The organism is Bradyrhizobium sp. Crot121, from assembly GCF_059512385.1.
This window is the reverse complement of the sequence record NZ_JCAMOR010000032.1, coordinates 32933-51305: the sequence shown is the minus strand read 5'-3', so window position 1 is coordinate 51305 and position 18373 is coordinate 32933. Positions and strand designations below refer to the sequence as shown.

At 62.5% G+C, this 18373-nt stretch carries 19 protein-coding genes and 1 pseudogene; 12 read left to right on the top strand and 8 right to left on the bottom strand.

The window, feature by feature from the left end; translation table 11 throughout:
* Positions 1–49: 49 nt before the first annotated feature.
* A complete protein-coding gene (locus AC5ZGW_RS25520) occupies positions 50–931 on the bottom strand; it encodes a transporter substrate-binding domain-containing protein (RefSeq protein ID WP_130228772.1) in 882 nt (293 codons plus the stop codon).
* Positions 932–1099: 168 nt separating this feature from the next.
* Here AC5ZGW_RS25520 and AC5ZGW_RS25515 point away from each other — a divergent pair, with 168 nt between their 5' ends.
* The 6 genes from AC5ZGW_RS25515 to AC5ZGW_RS25490 all read left to right on the top strand — a co-directional run bounded on the left by AC5ZGW_RS25515 (position 1100) and on the right by AC5ZGW_RS25490 (position 6480).
* Complete coding sequence (locus AC5ZGW_RS25515) at positions 1100–2188, top strand: ABC transporter substrate-binding protein (protein WP_130228771.1); 1089 nt, start codon at positions 1100–1102, stop codon at positions 2186–2188.
* Positions 2189–2272: 84 nt separating this feature from the next.
* Positions 2273–3112, top strand: coding sequence for an ABC transporter permease (locus tag AC5ZGW_RS25510; protein ID WP_130228770.1), 840 nt, complete (start codon positions 2273–2275; stop codon positions 3110–3112).
* Positions 3113–3153: 41 nt separating this feature from the next.
* On the top strand, positions 3154–3933 hold the full coding sequence (locus tag AC5ZGW_RS25505) for an ABC transporter ATP-binding protein (RefSeq protein ID WP_130228769.1): 780 nt from the start codon (positions 3154–3156) through the stop codon (positions 3931–3933).
* A gap of 32 nt (positions 3934–3965) precedes the next feature.
* Complete coding sequence (locus tag AC5ZGW_RS25500) at positions 3966–4454, top strand: tetratricopeptide repeat protein (RefSeq protein WP_130228768.1); 489 nt, start codon at positions 3966–3968, stop codon at positions 4452–4454.
* A 37-nt stretch (positions 4455–4491) separates the two neighbouring features.
* Positions 4492–5274, top strand: a complete 783-nt coding sequence (locus tag AC5ZGW_RS25495) for a MetQ/NlpA family ABC transporter substrate-binding protein (RefSeq protein WP_130228767.1) — start codon at positions 4492–4494, stop codon at positions 5272–5274.
* A gap of 9 nt (positions 5275–5283) precedes the next feature.
* Positions 5284–6480 carry an LLM class flavin-dependent oxidoreductase gene (locus AC5ZGW_RS25490; RefSeq protein ID WP_130228766.1) on the top strand — a complete coding sequence of 399 codons (1197 nt, stop codon included), beginning with the start codon at positions 5284–5286 and terminating at the stop codon, positions 6478–6480.
* A 69-nt stretch (positions 6481–6549) separates the two neighbouring features.
* On the opposite strand, the gene AC5ZGW_RS25485 is transcribed toward AC5ZGW_RS25490, so the two are convergent.
* Together AC5ZGW_RS25485 and AC5ZGW_RS25480 are read right to left on the bottom strand one after the other, a co-directional pair.
* On the bottom strand, positions 6550–7365 hold the full coding sequence (locus AC5ZGW_RS25485; protein WP_130228765.1) for a MetQ/NlpA family ABC transporter substrate-binding protein: 816 nt from the start codon (positions 7363–7365) through the stop codon (positions 6550–6552).
* A 91-nt stretch (positions 7366–7456) separates the two neighbouring features.
* Positions 7457–7702, bottom strand: a pseudogene (locus AC5ZGW_RS25480) (LLM class flavin-dependent oxidoreductase); the annotation flags it as partial.
* 543 nt (positions 7703–8245) lie between these two features.
* Between AC5ZGW_RS25480 and AC5ZGW_RS25475 the strand changes: the two are divergent.
* The 4 genes from AC5ZGW_RS25475 to AC5ZGW_RS25460 all read left to right on the top strand — a co-directional run bounded on the left by AC5ZGW_RS25475 (position 8246) and on the right by AC5ZGW_RS25460 (position 11987).
* Positions 8246–9175, top strand: coding sequence for a TauD/TfdA dioxygenase family protein (locus AC5ZGW_RS25475; protein WP_130228764.1), 930 nt, complete (start codon positions 8246–8248; stop codon positions 9173–9175).
* Between the two features lie 15 nt (positions 9176–9190).
* Positions 9191–10258 carry an ABC transporter substrate-binding protein gene (locus tag AC5ZGW_RS25470; RefSeq protein ID WP_165435456.1) on the top strand — a complete coding sequence of 356 codons (1068 nt, stop codon included), beginning with the start codon at positions 9191–9193 and terminating at the stop codon, positions 10256–10258.
* A complete protein-coding gene (locus tag AC5ZGW_RS25465) occupies positions 10255–11121 on the top strand; it encodes an ABC transporter ATP-binding protein (protein ID WP_130228763.1) in 867 nt (288 codons plus the stop codon). The genes AC5ZGW_RS25470 and AC5ZGW_RS25465 overlap by 4 nt, the downstream gene beginning before the upstream one ends.
* A 77-nt stretch (positions 11122–11198) precedes the next feature.
* Positions 11199–11987: an ABC transporter permease gene (locus tag AC5ZGW_RS25460; RefSeq protein WP_245474965.1), complete on the top strand. Its 789-nt coding sequence runs from the start codon at positions 11199–11201 to the stop codon at positions 11985–11987.
* Positions 11988–11998: 11 nt separating this feature from the next.
* On the opposite strand, the gene AC5ZGW_RS25455 is transcribed toward AC5ZGW_RS25460, so the two are convergent.
* From AC5ZGW_RS25455 to AC5ZGW_RS25435, 5 genes are all read right to left on the bottom strand, one after another.
* Complete coding sequence (locus tag AC5ZGW_RS25455; RefSeq protein WP_130228761.1) at positions 11999–12754, bottom strand: ABC transporter ATP-binding protein; 756 nt, start codon at positions 12752–12754, stop codon at positions 11999–12001.
* Positions 12742–13494 (bottom strand): ABC transporter permease, encoded by a 753-nt coding sequence (locus AC5ZGW_RS25450; RefSeq protein WP_496113977.1) that lies wholly within the window; start codon positions 13492–13494, stop codon positions 12742–12744. The genes AC5ZGW_RS25455 and AC5ZGW_RS25450 overlap by 13 nt, the downstream gene beginning before the upstream one ends.
* Positions 13495–13527: 33 nt before the next feature.
* Positions 13528–14544, bottom strand: coding sequence for an ABC transporter substrate-binding protein (locus AC5ZGW_RS25445; protein ID WP_080664134.1), 1017 nt, complete (start codon positions 14542–14544; stop codon positions 13528–13530).
* 195 nt (positions 14545–14739) lie between these two features.
* Positions 14740–15705, bottom strand: coding sequence for a serine O-acetyltransferase EpsC (gene epsC, locus AC5ZGW_RS25440; protein WP_028168774.1), 966 nt, complete (start codon positions 15703–15705; stop codon positions 14740–14742).
* A 22-nt stretch (positions 15706–15727) separates the two neighbouring features.
* Positions 15728–16300, bottom strand: coding sequence for a flavin reductase family protein (locus tag AC5ZGW_RS25435; protein WP_028168773.1), 573 nt, complete (start codon positions 16298–16300; stop codon positions 15728–15730).
* 294 nt (positions 16301–16594) lie between these two features.
* Between AC5ZGW_RS25435 and AC5ZGW_RS25430 the strand changes: the two genes are divergently transcribed.
* Positions 16595–16987: an FAD-binding protein gene (locus tag AC5ZGW_RS25430; protein WP_245474964.1), complete on the top strand. Its 393-nt coding sequence runs from the start codon at positions 16595–16597 to the stop codon at positions 16985–16987.
* 225 nt (positions 16988–17212) lie between these two features.
* Positions 17213–18049, top strand: coding sequence for a universal stress protein (locus tag AC5ZGW_RS25425; RefSeq protein ID WP_496113976.1), 837 nt, complete (start codon positions 17213–17215; stop codon positions 18047–18049).
* Positions 18050–18373 lie beyond the last annotated feature (324 nt).

Sequence of the window (18373 nt, the reverse complement as noted above, 5' to 3'; positions counted from 1 at the left end):
CCAATCGCACCACAAAGGCTTGCCGCTTTACTTGAAGGAATCGCGCGGCTCAATGGCAATCAGGACCTGCCTGGTCCCTGTAGACCTCGAAGGAGGCAAGCTCCGCCCACCGTTCTCGCCGTCGCCGCCATTGCTCAGAGTTGCCTATCGGAGCCAGCGCGCGCCCGATCGTCACGGCGAGATCGGTTCGACGCTTCGCCACGGCAATCACGAGTGAAGTCGGATCGACGGGAGGCAAGGTCGCCGAGAACTTCTGCCAGGATCGCTTCGTGAACAAGGGATCAAGCACCGCGCGGTCGTGAAAGGTGGCCACGCATTCGCCGGTCCTCACACGCATCAAGGCTTCCGCCGGCGCTCGCAAGGCTCGTATCTCGGCGCCGAGGGATTGGGCGAGTTTCTGCCCGCGATCATTGGCGAGGGTGACGCAAACCACGCGGCCTCTGAAGTCGCTCCACTGCCGCAACGGCCGGTCCGAGCGCATGACCGGGCTCAGGCCGGACTCGTATCCCGTCGGCAATATTTCCGCCGTCTTGCGCAGCGGATCATCATCGGCGACGCGCGCCAGCACCGCGTCCACTCGATTTTCATTTAGCGCCGCGAGCCGGTCCGCGGGCGGCACGAGCACGAGCTTCACGTCGGCACCAAGCCGTTCCCCGATCTCGTTCGCGAGATCGGTTTCGAATCCCTCCTCGATGTAGAGGCGCATGTCGGGAGTCTTGGCCGGCGGCACATAGGCGATGCCAAGCCTCAACTGATGCGCGTTATCGGTTTTATCACGAGGCCTCTCGGCAGATGCGAAATCAGACGAGGCAAAGCCCAAGTCACCTCGCGTGATGCCGATGGCGCCGCCGATCAGAGCGGGCAGCAGCAAGCCGGACACGACGGCAGCGAGGATTTGCCAGATCGGGAAGCGTGCGTTGTTGGCGTTCATCGCGTGATCTTCGCTGATTTCATGAAGCGAGCTGGCACGTGTGCTGCGAATAATCGTCCCTGAACTGAGATGATTACAGAATAAAGTTGTCTATAGAACATATAGACTTATCGCGATGATGAAGTATCGTGAAAACGTTCATTTGTCATCACTGAACGGGGAATTCACATGCGAACCACGCGCGCGGCAAGCAGCAGGCGCCCATTCGGTTATCTAGCAGTGGCGGGCGCGCTCCTCGCCGTCGCACACATCGCTCCAGTACGCGCCGCCGAGCCGCTGCCAGAAATCAATCTGCAGCTCACGCCCTGGACGGTGATCGCGCGCGAGAAGGGCTTCTTCAAGGAAGAGTTCGACAAGATCGGTACCAGGAAGATCAATCTGATCGCCTCGGGCGCCGCTGAATTGATCGGTGCAGAATCTGCCGCGGTCAAGGGCGGAGCGATCGCGATCGCGCAGCGCATGATCTATCCGGCCACGGTCCACCGTGCGAACGGTCTCGATGGTGAGATCATCTGGGTTTCGGAGGCGTCCAATCGTTATCGCGCGCCCATTCTCGCCCGCGCCGACAACGACAACATCAAGTCCGTCGCCGACCTTGACGGAAAGAAGTTCGGCTCGAGCCGCATAAGCTGCTATTGGTCGTCGCCGTTCGAGATCACGCAGAAGGCGGGGCTGCCGTTCGACTCGCGCGAGAAGCAGGGCCGGATACGCTACACCTCGATCGACAACACCGCCGTTGCGATCAGCGCGGTGCTCTCGGGCGCAGCCGACGCCACGACCTTCCATCTTGCGGCGGGCGCCGCCGCCACCGGCGCATGGTTGTCCGGCAAGCTCAAGGTGGTCGGCCGCTCGCCGGACGACGGCATCTATGTGAACAATGCGGGGCGCGTGACCTATTTCGCTCGCCGCGACTTCGTGGACAAATATCCAGACCTTGTGAAGGCGTTCCTTGCCGCGCGCGAGCGTACGCGCGAGTGGGCCACCGATCACGTCGACGAAGCGGCCGAGATCGTCGCCAAGGAGACGCGCGTTCCGATCGAGGTCGCGAAGTTCCAGATTACCCACGCCGGCGAATGGGAGTTCATGGCGGGCGAGCCGAATGCCGACCGTGCGCGCGATGCGATCAAGAAGTTCCAGGCCTGGTACATTGCCAACGGCGACGACATCCTCTCCGAGCGCAAGCTGACCGACGCGCAGATCGATGCTTTCGTCGATGGGCGCTTCTTCGCAGGCGGCACCCACTCGATCTACAACTGACGCGCGGATGTAACCGATGCGCACGCCTCGGCACGCGGCGAGTGCCGGGGCGTCGTAGTGATCTGTTGAAAGAATGTTGTCAGCATGACCGATAGCGTAGAGGCGATCGACGGCTCCGGAATCCGAACCGGCGGCTCGGCAGTCGCGGCGCGGCAAGGGCGCGCGTACAAGGGACCTGCGCTGATCGGCATTGTGCTGCCCGCGATCATCCTGACCCTATGGCAAACGGCGTCCACTCGCGGTTGGATCGACCCGGTGTTCCTGCCGGAGCCGATCACCGTCGTCACGGCGTTCTGGAAGATGCTGACCAAGCAGAACCTGGCGCTGGATTTTCTCGCCAGCGTCAAGATCGTCGGGCAGGCGTTCATCTACGGTTCGCTCGCCGGCGTCGCGCTGGGGATCGCGGCGGGATTGTCGCGCAAGGTCGAGCAGTTCTTCGGCCCGACCTTCGATACGATCCGGCACATTCCCGGCATTGCCTGGCTGCCGCTGATCGTTCTCTGGCTCGGCATCGGCGCGCCCGCGAAAGTGCTCGTCATCGCCAAATCCGTGTTCTTCCCGGTATTCCTCAACACGCTCCAGGGCATTCGCAGCGTTGACAGGAGTTACATCGAGCTGGCGGAGGTCCTCACGCTCACCCGCAGGCAGCTGGTGCGCAAGGTGATTCTGCCCGCTGCAACGCCGTCGATTATGGTTGCGCTGCGCTATTCGGCTGGCCTTGCCTGGGCGCTGGTGGTCGTTGCGGAAGGATTGAGCGGGCTGGAGGGGCTGGGCTTCCTGATCTTCCGCGCGCAGGGCCTGCTGCTCACGGATCAGCTTGTCGTCTGCATGGTCATCATCGGTCTCGTCGGCTTCGCAATCGACCGCAGCATGTATCTGTTGCAGCGCCGCGTGCTCCGCTGGAAGCAGGGCTACGAGGGTTGAACCGCGCGTCGGCGGCCGCATCACGTCAACAGGAGTATGCCATGGCCGCATCCGGCCAGCTCGAGGTGAGGAACGTATCCAAGACCTATGCTGTCGCCGGCCGCCCGCCGGTGCACGTCCTGTCCCATGTGAATCTCGATGTGAAGCCGGGCGCGTTCGTTTCCCTGGTCGGGCCGAGCGGATGCGGAAAGTCGACGCTGCTGCGGCTGATCATCGGTCTCGAGCGCGACTATCGCGGGGATATTCTTATCGACGGCCGGCAGGTCACCGGTGCCGCGCTCTCGCGGGGCATCGTGTTCCAGGACCACCGTTTGCTGCCGTGGTTGACGCTCGAGGACAATATCGGTCTCAGCCTGGAGAATTCGGGCAGGAGCGCCGCGGACAAGGCTGCCACGATCGCCGAGCATATCGCCCTTGTCGGCTTGAAAGGTTTCGAGAAGGCCTATCCGCATCAGCTGTCCGGCGGCATGGCGCAGCGTGCGGCGATCGCCCGTGGCCTGGTGAACCGCCCGGAGATCCTGCTACTCGACGAACCGCTCGGCGCGCTGGACGCCCTGACCCGGGTCCATCTCCAGGCCGAATTGCAGCGCATCTGGCGCGTCGAGCAGATCACCATGATTCTGGTGACGCATGACGTGGATGAAGCGATCTACCTCAGCGACAGGGTCGTGGTAATGGCCGGCGGTCCCGGCCGGATCGTCGACGACATCAAGATCGACCTTCCACGCGACCGCGACCGTGCGGACCTTGAGTTCGCCAGCTACAAGCGACGAATCCTGTCCGCCATGGGCGAATATGGCGGCAAGCCGCAGGCGGCCTGATGGCCGACGTGCCTGTCCTGCGAGGTCCAATCATGCTGAGGTCGCAGACGACGGCACGGCTCCACGGTCTCAGCTTGCTTCGCAACGTGATCGTTGCGATCGGGCTCGCCGCGAGCGGGGCGGCCATAGCCATGGACACCGCCCCGTCAAGCGATCTTCCTGATTTATCGGCGGTGCGGGTCGAGATCTATTCCGGCGAATACGAGAAAGCGGCCGCCAAGCTGCTGACGCTTGCAGAAACCGTCCATCATGCCGACGTGTACAATCTGCTCGGCTTCTCGCTGCGTAAGCTCAAGCGCTACGGCGAGGCGGCGCGGTGGTACAAGGAAGCTATTTTCTACGATCCTAGTCATCGGCCGGCGCTCGAATACCAGGGCGAGCTGTTCATCGATATCGGCGATTTTGCGCGCGCAGAGAAGAACCTCGAGCTGCTGCGGCTATTGTGTCACCCCGGCGGATGCGAGGAATACGACAAGCTGAAAGATGCTCTCGCTCGCGCCGGACATAAGTCCAAATCCTAGATTCTTGCGCCCACACTGCCTGGATGGAGATCTATAGATGAAACGCTGGTTGCTCTCTGTTGTCGTTGGGGTCGCGCTCCTCGCCATGCCCGCCTGGGCGGAGCAGAAGATCAAGGTCGGCATTGCGGCCGGCGACGGCGATATCGTCTGGGCGAAGGTCAGGGAGATCGCCGCCAAGGACGGACTCGACCTCACTGTGGTGGTGTTCAACGACTATCTCTTGCCAAACGCCGCGCTCGACGCAGGCGATCTGGATGCAAACGCGTTCCAGCACAGGCCCTTCCTCGAGAACCAGATCAAGACGAGAGGCTACAAGATCAGGCCGGTCGGCGAGACGATCGTCGCCCCCATCGGCCTCTATTCCAGGAAGGTGAAGTCCATCGGCGAGATCAAGGGCGGCGCGTCGATCGGCATCCCGAACGATCCCTCCAATGGAGGGCGTGCGCTCCTGCTGCTGCAGGCCGAGAAGCTGATCAAGCTCAAGGACGGTGTCGGAATATCGCCGACCGTGCTCGACGTGACTGACAACCCAAGGAAGCTGCAGCTTCGCGAGATCGACGCGGCCCAGCTTCCACGCAGTCTGGATGACCTGGACGCTGCGGTGATCAACACCAACTACGCGGTCCCGGCCGGGCTGCTTCCGGGCAAGGATTCCATCGCCGCCGAATCCGCCGTCAACAATCCCTATAACAATTTCATCGCCGTGCGCGAGCGGGACAAGGATGCCCCTTGGGTGTCGAAGCTGGTGCGCGCCTATCAGAACGATACGATCCGGCAGCTCATCAAGGACACATTGCCAGGCCAGATTCCGGCCTTCTAGGGGTTAGCCATGACGATAGTCCACAAGCCGGGCGAGATTGTTGGATCGCCGATCTTTCCAAGTCCGACGCAATTTCCGGATAGTCCGCTATCGAAGTCGCTGAGCCAGCCTTTGCTGCTCGGCTTGTTCTTGCCGATCCAGGCGGGCGGCTGGAGTGCGTCGACCTTGCCGCGAACGACGACGTGGACGTTCGACTACAACCGGGATCTGACGCTCACTGCCGAAGCCTTTGGCTTCGATCTGGTCTTTGCGCTGTCGCAATGGTTGCCGAAAGGCGGTTATGGCGGGGTATTCACCGGCGAGGCGCTCGATTCGTTCATGACGACCGCGTCGCTGGCGGCACTCACGTCAAAGATCATGCTGATCTCGACCATCCATGTGCTTTACGGTCCGATCCATCCGCTGCATCTCGCCAAATACGGCGCGACGCTGGATCACATCTCGCGCGGACGCTGGGGCATTAATGTCGTCACCGGGCATCGCGCGATCGAGCACGAGGCCTTCGGATGGAACCAGATCGAGCATGATCGCCGTTACGAACTGGCGGCGGAGTTCATCGAGGTGCTGCAGCGGCTGTGGAACGATGACGAGAATTTTTCCTTCTCGGGCAAGTCGCCGTGGCGGCTGAGCAATGCGTTCGTGACGCCGAAGCCGCGGTTCGGACGGCCTATCCTCGTCAATGCCACTGGATCGGACGCCGGCATCGCGTTTGCCGGCCGTTATTCCGACATCGTGTTCATCACGAGCCCCGCCGGCTCGTCCTTCGAGAGCGCGATCGAGGCGCTTCCAGCGCATGCGCAACGTGTCAAGCAGGCCGCGATCGAGGTCGGACGCGAGGTGCGGACGCTGCTCAATCCGATGGTGATCTGCCGCGAGACCGAGCGGGAGACGTGGCAGTACCATGACGCCATCGTCGATCACATCGACCCCGTCGCTGGCTTCCAGAATTTCGCCAGCGATGCGCACGCCTGGAAGGGAAGGATAGGTCGTGACGCGCCAAAACGGCGTGCGATCGGTGGCAATATCGAGGTGATCGGCACGCCGGAGCAGGTGGTCGATCAGTTCATCCAGCTCAAGAAGGCCGGCATCGACGGGCTTCAGCTCAGCTTCTTCGATTTCAAGCCTGATCTCGAGTTCTTCGGTCGCCGCGTGCTGCCGCTGATGGAGCAGGCGGGACTGCGGCTTCCGGTAACCCGTACGACGTGAGCTGAGATCCGGCCGCCGCGCCGTTGGCCGGACGGCGCGCTACGCGGCGGTTCGCTCGCGGCGAGCCGGTCATTTCAAATAATCCGGCAGCGTGAATCCGTCATAGAAGCGGTCGCTTCGGATCGCGGCCTTGAAGGTTTCCGACTTATAGCCGGCGACGATGTCCTGTGCCCATGCGCTCTCCGCGTTGCCGCGCTTCACCGCAACGACGTTGATATAAGGGGTCGTCATCTTTTCCAGCGCGAAGGCGGTCGTCAGCTTCAACCCGCTATAGATCGCGAAATTGCCCTGAATGGCGGCGAAGTCGACGTCGTCAAGCGCGCGTGGCGCCTGCGCGGCCTCCAGCGGCACGATCTTGATGCCGCCCGGATTCTTGATGACGTCGAGTTCGGTGACATCGACCGGCTTGCTGTCGCGAATTTCCACGAGGCCGAGGTCGCGCAGGATCCACAGCGCGCGCTGCAGGTTGACGGGATCATTGGGGACCGCCACCGTCGAGCCGGGCTTGATGGGCGTGCCGAGCGCATGCTTCTTCGAATAGAGACCCATCGGCGGCGTCGGCACGTGGACAATGCCGACAAGGTCGGTGTTCTGGCGCTCATTGTAGGAATTCAGGAAGATCGTGTGCTGCATGACATTGGCATCGATCTCGCTCTTGAACACGGCGTTGTTGGCCTCGAGCCCGGTCGAGAATTCGAAGTATTTGATGCGGTAGCCCTTCTTCTCGAGTTCAGGCTGAACGCCGGCCTTGAACTCGTCGATATAGGGGCCGGGCACAAAGCCGAGCTTGATCTCGGTCTTGGCTGGCTCGGCGCGGGAAGGGGCGCCTGCCAGCGCACCGATGATGAGAAAGGCCGAAAGTAGCAGGAAACGAGGCATATTCATTGCAGTCTCGGAGAAGTTGTGATGCTTGGCGTGCACGAAAATCCCCGCCGAAGACGCGGGGCATGATCCGGAAAGATCAGGCGGTCATGCGAATCGCGGCGAGCGAGGTGATCGGCTCCAGCCGGAAGCGCTGCGCATAGCGGACATTGTCGGCAAGCGCGGGACCGTCGGCGAAGATCGCATCGAATTTGTGCGCCTCGGTGCGCTGCGCCAGCTCCTGGTAGTAGGTGATATCGAGGATCCGGTCCGCTGCGGAGCCCTTGTAGCGCCACGCGGCCTCGTGATGGCCGCCGGGATAGATGAAGAGATTGAGGGTTAGCTGCCGTCGATCGCTCATGTCTTAGGACCCGCGCATGTTTGAAGGCTGATGACGCCGTCGGGCTGCGACATTTCCGGGCATCCGTCGTCACTGCGTTTCCTGCTCGCACTCAAGCTGCAGTGCGAAAGAGTCTACGTCTGCGATCGCGAGAATGTCGATGAAATGAATTTACATAGTTGCGTCGGAAGCCAGCATGAACATTTTGGGTTGTTCGCCGATAGGAGACGAGACCGCATGCTGCGATAGGAATGACCACGCATCGGGCACCCTGTGCGACGTCAGTACGAGAGTTTTCGGCTTAAAGAGCTTCGATTTCGACTGGCCGTGCATGCGGTCGGTGCCCGCAAGACGATCGTCATCGCAAATATTCCAGCACCCGCATCGACGGAAACGCGATCATTGTCTGTCGTCGAAAACAAAGCTGGTTTCATTTCATTGACTGACGGTCGATCGCTCTTACGATTTACGCCCAATCGCGAGGTCGAAACATGCCGCCGATCTCTACGCATCAGCACTCTGGCGATCGCCGCAGATTGTTGCGGCCGAATAGGGGACACGACCATGGCTCAAACTGATGGCATCGATAACGTCATCCCGCGCGCTGATATCGTCAAGCGTGCAGCGCGCCTCGGCGCGGAGATCAGGAACATCAATCTGGCGGGCGATCTGCCTGACCAGACGATCGCCGCGATCAACAAGGTGCTGCTTGAGCACAAGGTGATCTTCTTCCGCAATCAAGATCATCTCGACGATGCCGAGCAGGAACGCTTTGCGGTGCGGCTTGGCAGACTGGTGCCGCATCCAACCATCGGCCCGGCCAAGGGCACGTCGTCGATCCTCGAACTGGATTCGGGAAGGGGCGGAGGCCGCGCCGACCAGTGGCACACTGACGTCACCTTTGTCGACGCCTATCCGAAGATCTCGGTACTCCGTGGCGTGGTGATTCCGCCTTATGGCGGCGACACGATCTGGTCGAACACCGCGGCGGCCTATCTCGATTTGCCGCCGCCGCTCCGGCGGCTCGCCGACGAACTCTGGGCGGTCCACAGCAACGCCTATGATTATGCAGTGAAGTCGCGCGCCACCGACGCTGACAGGAAACACTTCGACGAAGTATTCACGGGTACGGTCTACGAGACCGAACATCCGGTGGTTCGCGTCCATCCCGAAACCGGCGAGCGGACGCTGGTGCTCGGCAACTTCGTGCAGCGGTTCGCCGGCCTGCCGAAATATGACGGCCAGAAACTGTTCGACCTGTTCCAGTCGCATATCACCGCGCCGGAAAACACCGTGCGCTGGAGCTGGAAGGCAGGCGACGTCGCGATCTGGGATAATCGCGCGACGCAGCATTATGCCGTCAATGACTACGGCGACCAGCACCGCGTCGTCCGCCGCGCCACGGTCGATGGCGAGGTGCCGGTCAGCATCGATGGTCGCCACAGCGTGACACGCATCAAGGCGACCAAGCCGCAGGCAGCCAAGGCCGCGTAGCGGGGAGTTCGGCAGATGAGCATGACGCATCGATCGGCTCGTTCGGCTGGCTTCTGGTCCGGGAGCGTTGCTGCAACGAAGATCCGGTATGTTCTGTGGGCATTCGCGCTGACGCTTGGCCTTGTCGGCCAAGCCTTGGCCGAGCCACTGGAAAAGACCGAGATCCGCTACCAGGGCTGGGCTGGCCAGGTGACGTTCCCCGAACTGGCCGAGGATCTCGGTTACCTCGCGCCGCTCAAGCTCAAATGGGTCGGCAACACCATCAGCGGGCCGCAGGACATTCAGACCGTCGTCACCGGCGACATCGACATCGGCGGCGCCTTCTATGGCGCGATCATCAAGCTGATTGCGGCGAGAGCGCCGATCAAGGCGGTGGTGGGCTATTACGGCTCCGACGCCGATACGTATTACGGCTACTATGTGAAGGAGGACAGTCCGATCAAGGGGGCGCGCGACCTGATCGGAAAGAAGGTCGCAGTCAATACGCTCGGCGCCCACCTTGAATTCGTGCTCCGCGAATATCTGGCGCGGAACGGGCTGAGCGCGAGCGAGGCGAAGCAGGTGACGCTGGTGGCGGTCCCACCGGTCACCGGCGAGCAGGCGCTGCGGCAGGACCAGGTCGAGGTGGCCGCGCTCAACGGCGTGCTGCGCGACAAGGCGCTGGAACGCGGCGGCCTGCGAAAACTGTTCGCCGACACCGACCTGTTCGGCAACTTCACCGGTGGCGCTTATGTGCTGCGCGACAAGTTCATCAAGGAGAATCCGAATACAGCGCGCAAACTGGTCGAGGGCATCTCTCGCGCCATCGAATGGGCACGCGAAACCCCGCCGGAGGAAGTGCGGGCTCGCTTCAACAAGATCGTTGCGGAGCGCAAGCGAAACGAAGACGCCTCGTCGATCAAATACTGGAAGAGCACCGGCGTCGCATCAAAGGGCGGGCTGATCACCGACCAGCAATTGCAGGTGTGGATCGATTGGCTGGTGAAGGATGGTCTGCTGAAGCCCGACCAGATCAAGGCCTCCGACACCTACATCAACCAGTTCAACTATTATCGTTCGGGCAAGGCAGCGGAAGCCAGATGAGCACCGCAAAGATCCGCTTCGAACAGGTTCGCAAGGAGTTCCTCGTCCGCGGCGAAAGCGGTGGACCGGCGCGGCGGTTCATCGCGCTGGAGGATGTCACGCTCGACGTCCGGCCGGGCGAATTCCTGGCCCTGGTCGGCCCGAGCGGCTGCGGGAAGTCGACCTTGCTTGATCTCCTGGGTGGGCTGACCGCACCGACCAGCGGCCAGATCCTGCTCGATGGACGACCGATCTCGGGCCCGGCGCGCGACCGCGGCATCGTCTTCCAGCAATACGCGCTGTTTCCCTGGCGGACGGCGGCGCAGAATGTCGAGTTCGGGCTCGACATTGCAGGGTTGAAAGCGAGGGAGCGCCGCTCGATCGCGCTGCACTATCTCGATCTGGTCGGGCTCGCGGGTTTTGCCGACCGGTACCCGCACGAACTGTCCGGCGGCATGAAGCAGCGCGTGGCGATCGCGCGCAGCCTTGCCTACGATCCGGAAGTGTTGCTGATGGATGAGCCGTTCGCAGCACTCGACGCGCAGACGCGCGAGACGCTGCAGGGCGAACTCCTGCGCATCTGGCGGACCACCGGCAAGACCATCGTCTTCATCACGCACGGGATCGACGAGGCGGTCGTGCTTGGCCAGCGTGTCGCGGTGATGACGTCGCGGCCCGGTCGCATCAAGCATGTCGTCGACATTCCCGAACTGTTGCGAAGCGAGATGGATGACGTGCGATCGCTGCCCGAATTCGGGCGGGTCCGGCACGAGGTCTGGAGCTTGCTGCGCGAGGAAGTGTTGAAGGCCCAGCAAGGACAGCTTGCCGGTGCTCATGTCGCGTCGCGCGCCGATCGTTCTGTGGAGGATGTTGCGCATGTCTAGCCTTGAGATGCTGACGCTGCTCGAACTCGCGCGGACGGCCGGCGTCGCTTGGCAAGATAGAAGAGGAACCGTCGGCGGTGGCGCGTGCGCTGCATCGTTTCGTGCGTTGGCTGGTCGCGTTCGGCCGCAGGTCGCTGCTGCTGCTGGTTCTGCTTGCGGCATGGGAGGCGGCTCCCCGGTTCGGGCTGATCGATCGCGCATTCCTGCCACCGTTTTCGGAAGTCATCGCGGCTGGCTGGCAGCTTGCGCAGAGCGGGGAGCTTTACGATGACGTGACCGCCAGCCTGTTGCGTGCATTGAGCGGCTTCTTGATTTCCGTCGTACTTGTTGTTCCGCTGGGCCTCGCCATCGGCTGGTATGCCCGGCTTGGCGATCTGCTCAACCAAATCATCGAGATTTGCCGCAATACGGCGCCACTCGCGCTGTTACCCGTGTTCATCCTGCTGCTCGGGATCGGTGAGGTCTCGAAGGTCACGATGGTGATCTATAGCTGCGCCTGGCCGCTGCTCCTCAACACCATTGCGGCGGTGAAACAGGTCGATCCGCTCCTGATCAAGTCGGCGCGCACCATGGGCGCGACACCGCCGCAGTTGTTCCGCAAGGTGATTCTGCCGGCAGCGCTTCCCACGATCTTCGTCGGTATCCGCCTGGCGAGCGCGGCTGCGATGCTGGTGCTGGTCGCTTCCGAAATGGTCGGTGCGAAGGCCGGCCTCGGCTATCTCATCATCTACAGCCAATACAGCTTCCTGATCCCGCAGATGTATTTCGGAATTTTGGGCATTACCGTGATCGGCCTGACGTTCAATGCGATCCTCGAAGCGCTCGAGCGGCGCTTCACGCGGTGGAAGACGACGGTGACGGCCTGACGTGCGGCGGCTCAGGCCGGATCCTCGTCCCCAAGGATCGCGCGCAGCTGCGCAATCAGCTCGCGGTTCGCCGGATCGTCGCGGCGACGAGGCCGGGCACCGTCGATGGGAATGGAGGCGGCGAGGCGCCCCGGCTTGCCCGTGATCGCGATCACCTCATCGGCGAGATAGACCGCTTCCGTGATCGAATGGGTCACGAAGATGACGGTCTTGTGGGTGGCGGTATGGATGCGCGCCAATTCGTCCTGCAGCGCTTCCCGGGTGAGGGCATCGACGGCGGCGAAGGGCTCGTCCATCAGCAGGATGTCGGGATCGACGGCGAGCGCGCGCGCCAGCGCCACCCGCTGACGCTGTCCGCCGGACATCTCGTGCGGATAGCGCTTCTCGAAACCGGACAAGCCGACCAGCGCGAGCGCGGCGCGCGCCATCTTGTGGCGCTCGTGCGTGCTGACTTTGCCGTGCTCGAGGCCGAAACCGACATTGGATAGCACGGTACGCCAAGGCAGCATGCGCGCGTCCTGGAACACCAGCGCGACCGGGAGCCTGTATCCTTCCGCGCGCGCATTGACGCGGACCTCTCCGGCATTCGGCTGGAGCAGCCCGGCGATCACGCGCAAGAGCGTCGACTTGCCCACGCCGGAGGGACCGAGCACGGCGACAAAACGGCCGGGCGCGACGTCGAGGTCGAGGTCGCGCAGCACTTCCGTCCGCTCGCCATCGCGTACGAATGACAGGCCGACGCTGCGCAGCGAAATTATCGCTTCCATCGCAGCATCCGTGATTGCAGCGCGACGAAAGAGGTGTCAATCAGTCCGTACAGCGCGGCCATCGTGGCCATGTAGATCACCACGACGTCGCTCGCGAGCAGGTTGGAGGCCTGCATCATGCGTTGGCCGAGACCAGGCACGCCGAAGATCTCGGAGGCGACGACGGCCATCCAGGCCTGCCCGAGCGCGGTCCGCAGGCCGACCAGGATCCCGGGCGCGGCGGCAGGCAGGATCACCTTGACCAGCTTCTGATCCGCGCGACGGAATCCGAACGCATCGGCCAGCTCGATCAGGTCGCGCTCCACCGAGTGGACCGAGCCAAGGGCCGCGAAATAGCAGATCCAGAACACGCCGGTTGAGATGATGAAGATGGCGGCGGCCGGATCGATGCCAAACCACAGGATCGCGAACGGCACCCATGCGAGTCCCGGGATCGGCCGCAAGATGCGCACGATCCAGGCGAGGAACGATTCCAGCGTTGCCGACATGCCGGTCGCAACGCCGAGCGCGATACCGAGCAGGCTGCCGATCGCAAGCCCCGCGAGATAATTGCGCAGGCTCGTCGTCAACGCCGCGAACCAGATGCCGCTCGAGAGCTCGCGCCAGAAAGCCCGCGGCAACGCGCTCGGCGGCGGCAGCACCGATGCCGGCACGATTTGGAAGGCGGGCATTGCCTCCCACAATGCGAGGAAGGCGACAAAGCCCAACGCGCCCAGCGTCAACGATCGTGTGCGTGTCACCGGCCGCGTCCGTTCCGTGAATTGCAGGCGTCGCTAGTTGGCCGTGGCGCGGTTATAGACATCGAAGGCGAACAAGCCTTCGAGGGGCTCCGCCTTCTGCAGCGCGCCGATCTTCACCTGGTACTCCTGCAACTGCCGAGTCGATTCCTCGATGCGTCGCGGATCGGAGGTGAACTGGGTCTGCGGCGACTTCAGCGACTCCAACAGGATGTCATCGGGCACAAGGCCCTTGCCGAAGGCGGCGCCGACATGCTTCACGGCCTGCTCCGGGTGCTCCTTCAGCAGTGCGGTGGCGCGGATGATCGAACGCACGAGGCCGTCGACTGCCTTGGGATTCTTGTCCGCAAAGGAGCCCATGACCGCGACCACGACGCCCGGGAAATTCGGAAACATGTCCTTGCCGGTCGCGATCAGCTTGATCGCCGGATTCTGCTTGCGGATGATGGAAAGCGCGGGCTCTCGCACCGAGCCACCCTCGACCGCCCCGGTCGCGATCGCGCGCTGGGTCGCGTCGATGCCCATCTCGACGATCTGGACATCTGCCTTGTCGGCCTTCACGACTTCCCACAGCCAGTGCTGCAAGGCGGTGTTCGGGCCCGAGCCGATCGGCTGGGTCGCGAGCTTGACCGGGCGGCCGTTCTTTTCACGAAACGCCTTGAACGCAGCCGCCGGATCCTTGCCTTCGATCTGCGGAGAGAACGCGGCGCTGGTCGCAAATCCCATTTCCTCGACCACTGTCGCGGCGACGATGCGCACGTCGATGCCTTTCGCACGGGCGACCAAGAGCGGCGCCAATCCGGCCACGTAGACGTCGAGGGTGCCGGACTGTAGTGCCTGGATCATGTTCGGGCCCGACTCGAACGTGCTCGTGGTCAGCGTCAGTCCCGCCTGCTTGATCCAGCCTTCGCCGTCCGCGACGAAGACCTGTGCCGCGCCCATCACCGGGATGAAGCCGAGGCGCAACGGCTGCTGCGCCCGCGCCGAAACCGGCTGGCCCAACGCGATCCCGACCGCCACAAGGGCAGCAAACATGCTTGTCACGAGGCGCATCGTCATCCTTCCGAGAGATCAAGGGGAAATGTGGCCGCAACGTCTCTTTTCGAGGACGTTTGGTCCATTGCGTTATTCGGGCTTTATCAGCTAGAATCTTCTAAATTTATCCATCAAAGTAGAAAGTAATTCTGTAGCTCTGTCGAAGTACGGACGACAGTACCCCTCACATAACTAACCGCTTCGGCAGCCTAGCTAGCTCGGGTCGACACCTGTACCGACTTTGTTCCGGGCCGTGGCCTGCGTCACCACGCTGTTTGCAGGCACGTCGCGCGTCAGCCAGACATTGCCGCCGATGGTGGAGCCGCGGCCGATGGTGATTCGGCCGAGGATGGTCGCGCCCGCGTAAATGACGACGTCATCCTCCACGATCGGATGCCGCGCATCGCCCTTGATCAAGTTGCCTTCGTCGTCAGTCGGGAAATGCCGCGCGCCGAGCGTGACGGCCTGGTAGATGCGCACATTGTCGCCGATCACGGCGGTCTCTCCGATCACGACTCCGGTGCCGTGATCGATGAAGAAGCCCGAGCCGATGCTGGCACCCGGATGGATATCGATGCCGGTCCGGGCGTGGGCGATCTCGGCTATCAGCCGCGCGACGAGCCGCGCGCCCTGGCGATGCAGGATATGGGCGAGGCGGTGGTGGATGATCGCGGTCATGCCGGGATAGCCGATCAGGATTTCCGGAAAGTTGCGCGCGGCCGGGTCGCCGACGAACGCCGCTCGCAGGTCGTTGATCAACACGCCGCGCACCGAAGGCAGTTGGGAAGCCAGGCTGCGCGTCAGCTCGATCGCATCCTCTCGGCGAAAACCCGGCAACAACTCGTCACCGACGAACAGCGCGCCGCGATGGATCTGCTCGCACAGCGAATCCAGGGCAACGCTCAGCGTGTTGCCGACGAAATAGTCGATGTTCTCGCCGTCGAGATCGAACCGCCCATAGTGCCTTGGAAACAGCGCCTCCGTCAGTCCGTCGAGAACGGCCTCCAGCGCCTCGCGAGACGGCGCTCGTCGCGCTTCGCCGTCGCGGCGGATGCTGTGGGTCTCCTCGCGCGAGACGCGCAATTCGGCGACGATCCGGTCGAGTTGCCAGCGCGCGGTCGACGGCGCACTGTCGCCCGCTGCAGCGAATTGCGATTGCGGTGGAGTTTCGCGCTTCATGCTGTCTCGACCCCCGTTGCCCTCAGCGGACGTGCGCCAAGGGGATACTTACCTCCGCAAGACGGTCCAGGTCCGTGTCGTGGTCGATCTGGATGTATTGACGGTTCCAGTAGATCAGGCCGGACAGCCGATGCGACAGCTCCATGCTGAGCAGGCGGCCGACGATAATCCCGTGCGAATAACGCTCGATGATCTCCTCGGCCTGGCACTCGACGGTCGCCAGCGCTTTGCCCAGCAGCGGCACGCCGGAGGAGCCGGTGAACCATGTCGTGCCGTCGAAGCGCTGGCTGCCCTTCAGCCGGCGATTGCTGAAGCGGGCGGCCAGCACCTGCTGGTCCGAACCCAGGATGTTGACGCCAAACAACCGGTGGCGCTCGATCAAGGCGAAGGAAGATGCCTGCCTGTTGATGCTTACCAGCAATCGCGGCGGGGCGGCGCTGAGCGAGGTCAGCGAGGTGACCGTCATTCCGGTGATGTCGTCGTCGCGCCCGGCGGTGATGATGCTGACTCCGCCGGCGAGGCGGCGCATGACGGAGCGAAACTGGCGCTCGATCTCGTCGGTTTCATCGACGAGATGGATATCCGCTTTGGCCATCGGTTGCTCCTCTCGTCGAACCTCGCGGAATTATGCTCCCGCTGGAAGAAGCCTTTCGCGGGCAGCGGCGTGCCTCTGATGAGTGCAAGCCTTCCACGCGTCGAAAAATGTCCCACGAATTTGGCCGGACAGAAATAGAGCGGTTTTCCAATTGTCCGGTGTCCGGGAGTTTTCTGATTTCTTTGCGCGTGCAAGACCGCAAAGAATATCTTTCAGCGCCTCCGCTTGATCTCTCCTCGCGCCTTGAAAGCAGCCTCGCCCGCGCCGCGACGTGAACTGTCATCGGTGGGAACAGTGGCGCTTCGGACGCGCAACGGAAGGGCGTACAAGCCCGCGGAGCTCGCAAGAGCGGTTCAAGACGAGCTCTTTCCCTATGAGCTGAACTATTTCCGTGAGGCCGAGCGTCTCAGTGCCTCGCTGGAGCGGCTCGATGCGCTCTGGATCAATGTATCGCAAGCGGGTGCCGCGACGCAGGAAGACGTGCTCCGTGCGCGGGAAAGCGCAGCGATGCTGGCGACGGCGCGCTGGATGTATCGCAGCGCGGAAAGCCGCGGCATGCACCGGCGCGACGATTTTCCGGCTCGGGACGAGCGTGAGCGCCATTACATCACGGCCGGCGGTCTCGACGAGGTCTGGAGCTCGGTGCGTCCGCGTGCCGATCTTGCCTATGCGGAGGCCGCCGAATGATCGAGGTCATCGACGCGCTGCACGGCCTGCGACATTTGCGTCAACGTCGCCACCGGCGATCATCATCCCGCTTCGCGAGAAGAGGTTGCGGAACCGGCCGGCGGGAAGGGACACTCAACACGATCCCGTCGCATTGCAGGTGGACAATTGGGAGCCGGCAGCCTGAGGACAATTGATCACGTGCGCCAATGAATGCGGATCTCTTGAGCTGTATGGTGGTGGAACATGAAGGACATACTCGTTTTCCTGTCTCCGTCGCGCAGAGATGACCTCTCGAGCGGAGCGCATTGTGCGATCGCCCTGGCTCGCATGTATGGCGCGCATCTATCTGCATTGATTGCAGATGTGGAGACCGACCTCCGCGACTCGCTGCCTGAACCGGACATTCGGCAAGTCGGGAGTCCTGCCGCCAGGTCAGCAACGTCAAGTGAACGGGTGGCACAAACGGCGGAGCTTGTTCAGTCCGCTGCGACGGCTGCAAACGTATCGTGTGACATTCTGCTGGCCGAAAACCAGTCCGTCTCGCTTCGCGAACGAATGATCCATTGCACCCAGGTGCACGACGTCCTGGTGATCGATGTGCGCGGACCACTTGATGCGCCTCGCAAAGAACTGGTCGAGGCCGCCCTGTTTGCGAGTGGTCGGCCAATTGTCTTCGTGCCACCAAACACTCCTGTAGTCGCAAAAGACCGGATTGTCGTTGCATGGGACGGAACACGCTCGGCAGTTCGTGCAGTGCACGACGCCTTGCCCCTTCTCGCTGAGGCGCGTGAGGTGCTCGTCGTATCGGTCATTGACGACAAGCTGTTTCCGATACCTCATTCCGGACACGCACTCTGCCGCTATCTGGCGCGGTGGCAGGTTGATGCCAAATTCAGCACGATCCAGCGTGAGACCCTGAACATTGGCGCGACCCTTCTGGCCTATGCGCAGCAAGCAGACGCGGATCTGCTGGTGATGGGCGCGTTCGCACATGGATTCGAGCGCGAGCTGATGCTCGGCAGCGCAACGCGAGACGTCTTCAACGGGAGGATCGAAATTCCCGTACTCTTATCGCACTAGAAGGAAACGCATCGATCCACTCTGCGAAAATCCAAGTCTGCGAAATCCAAGTCTTTCATCGAAAGGTTGCGTCTGAAGCTTCATCGCCTTGTTGCGCTGCAGCGGGCCGATCGACAGCTCTTGAACCCGGCCGCTGGAGCCGCCACCGCCCGCTTTTCAGATGCAGATCGAAGGCAAGGATCCGGCGGCACTTAACGTCAGCATCTGGACCCTCAACCGACATTCGGCGAGAGCTGGGACACCGTTTCGAGGCGCTAGGCGGCTGCCGGAGGGAACTTCGCAGCTCAAATCGAAACTTCTGCTCGCGCTTTTAGCAACAACCGA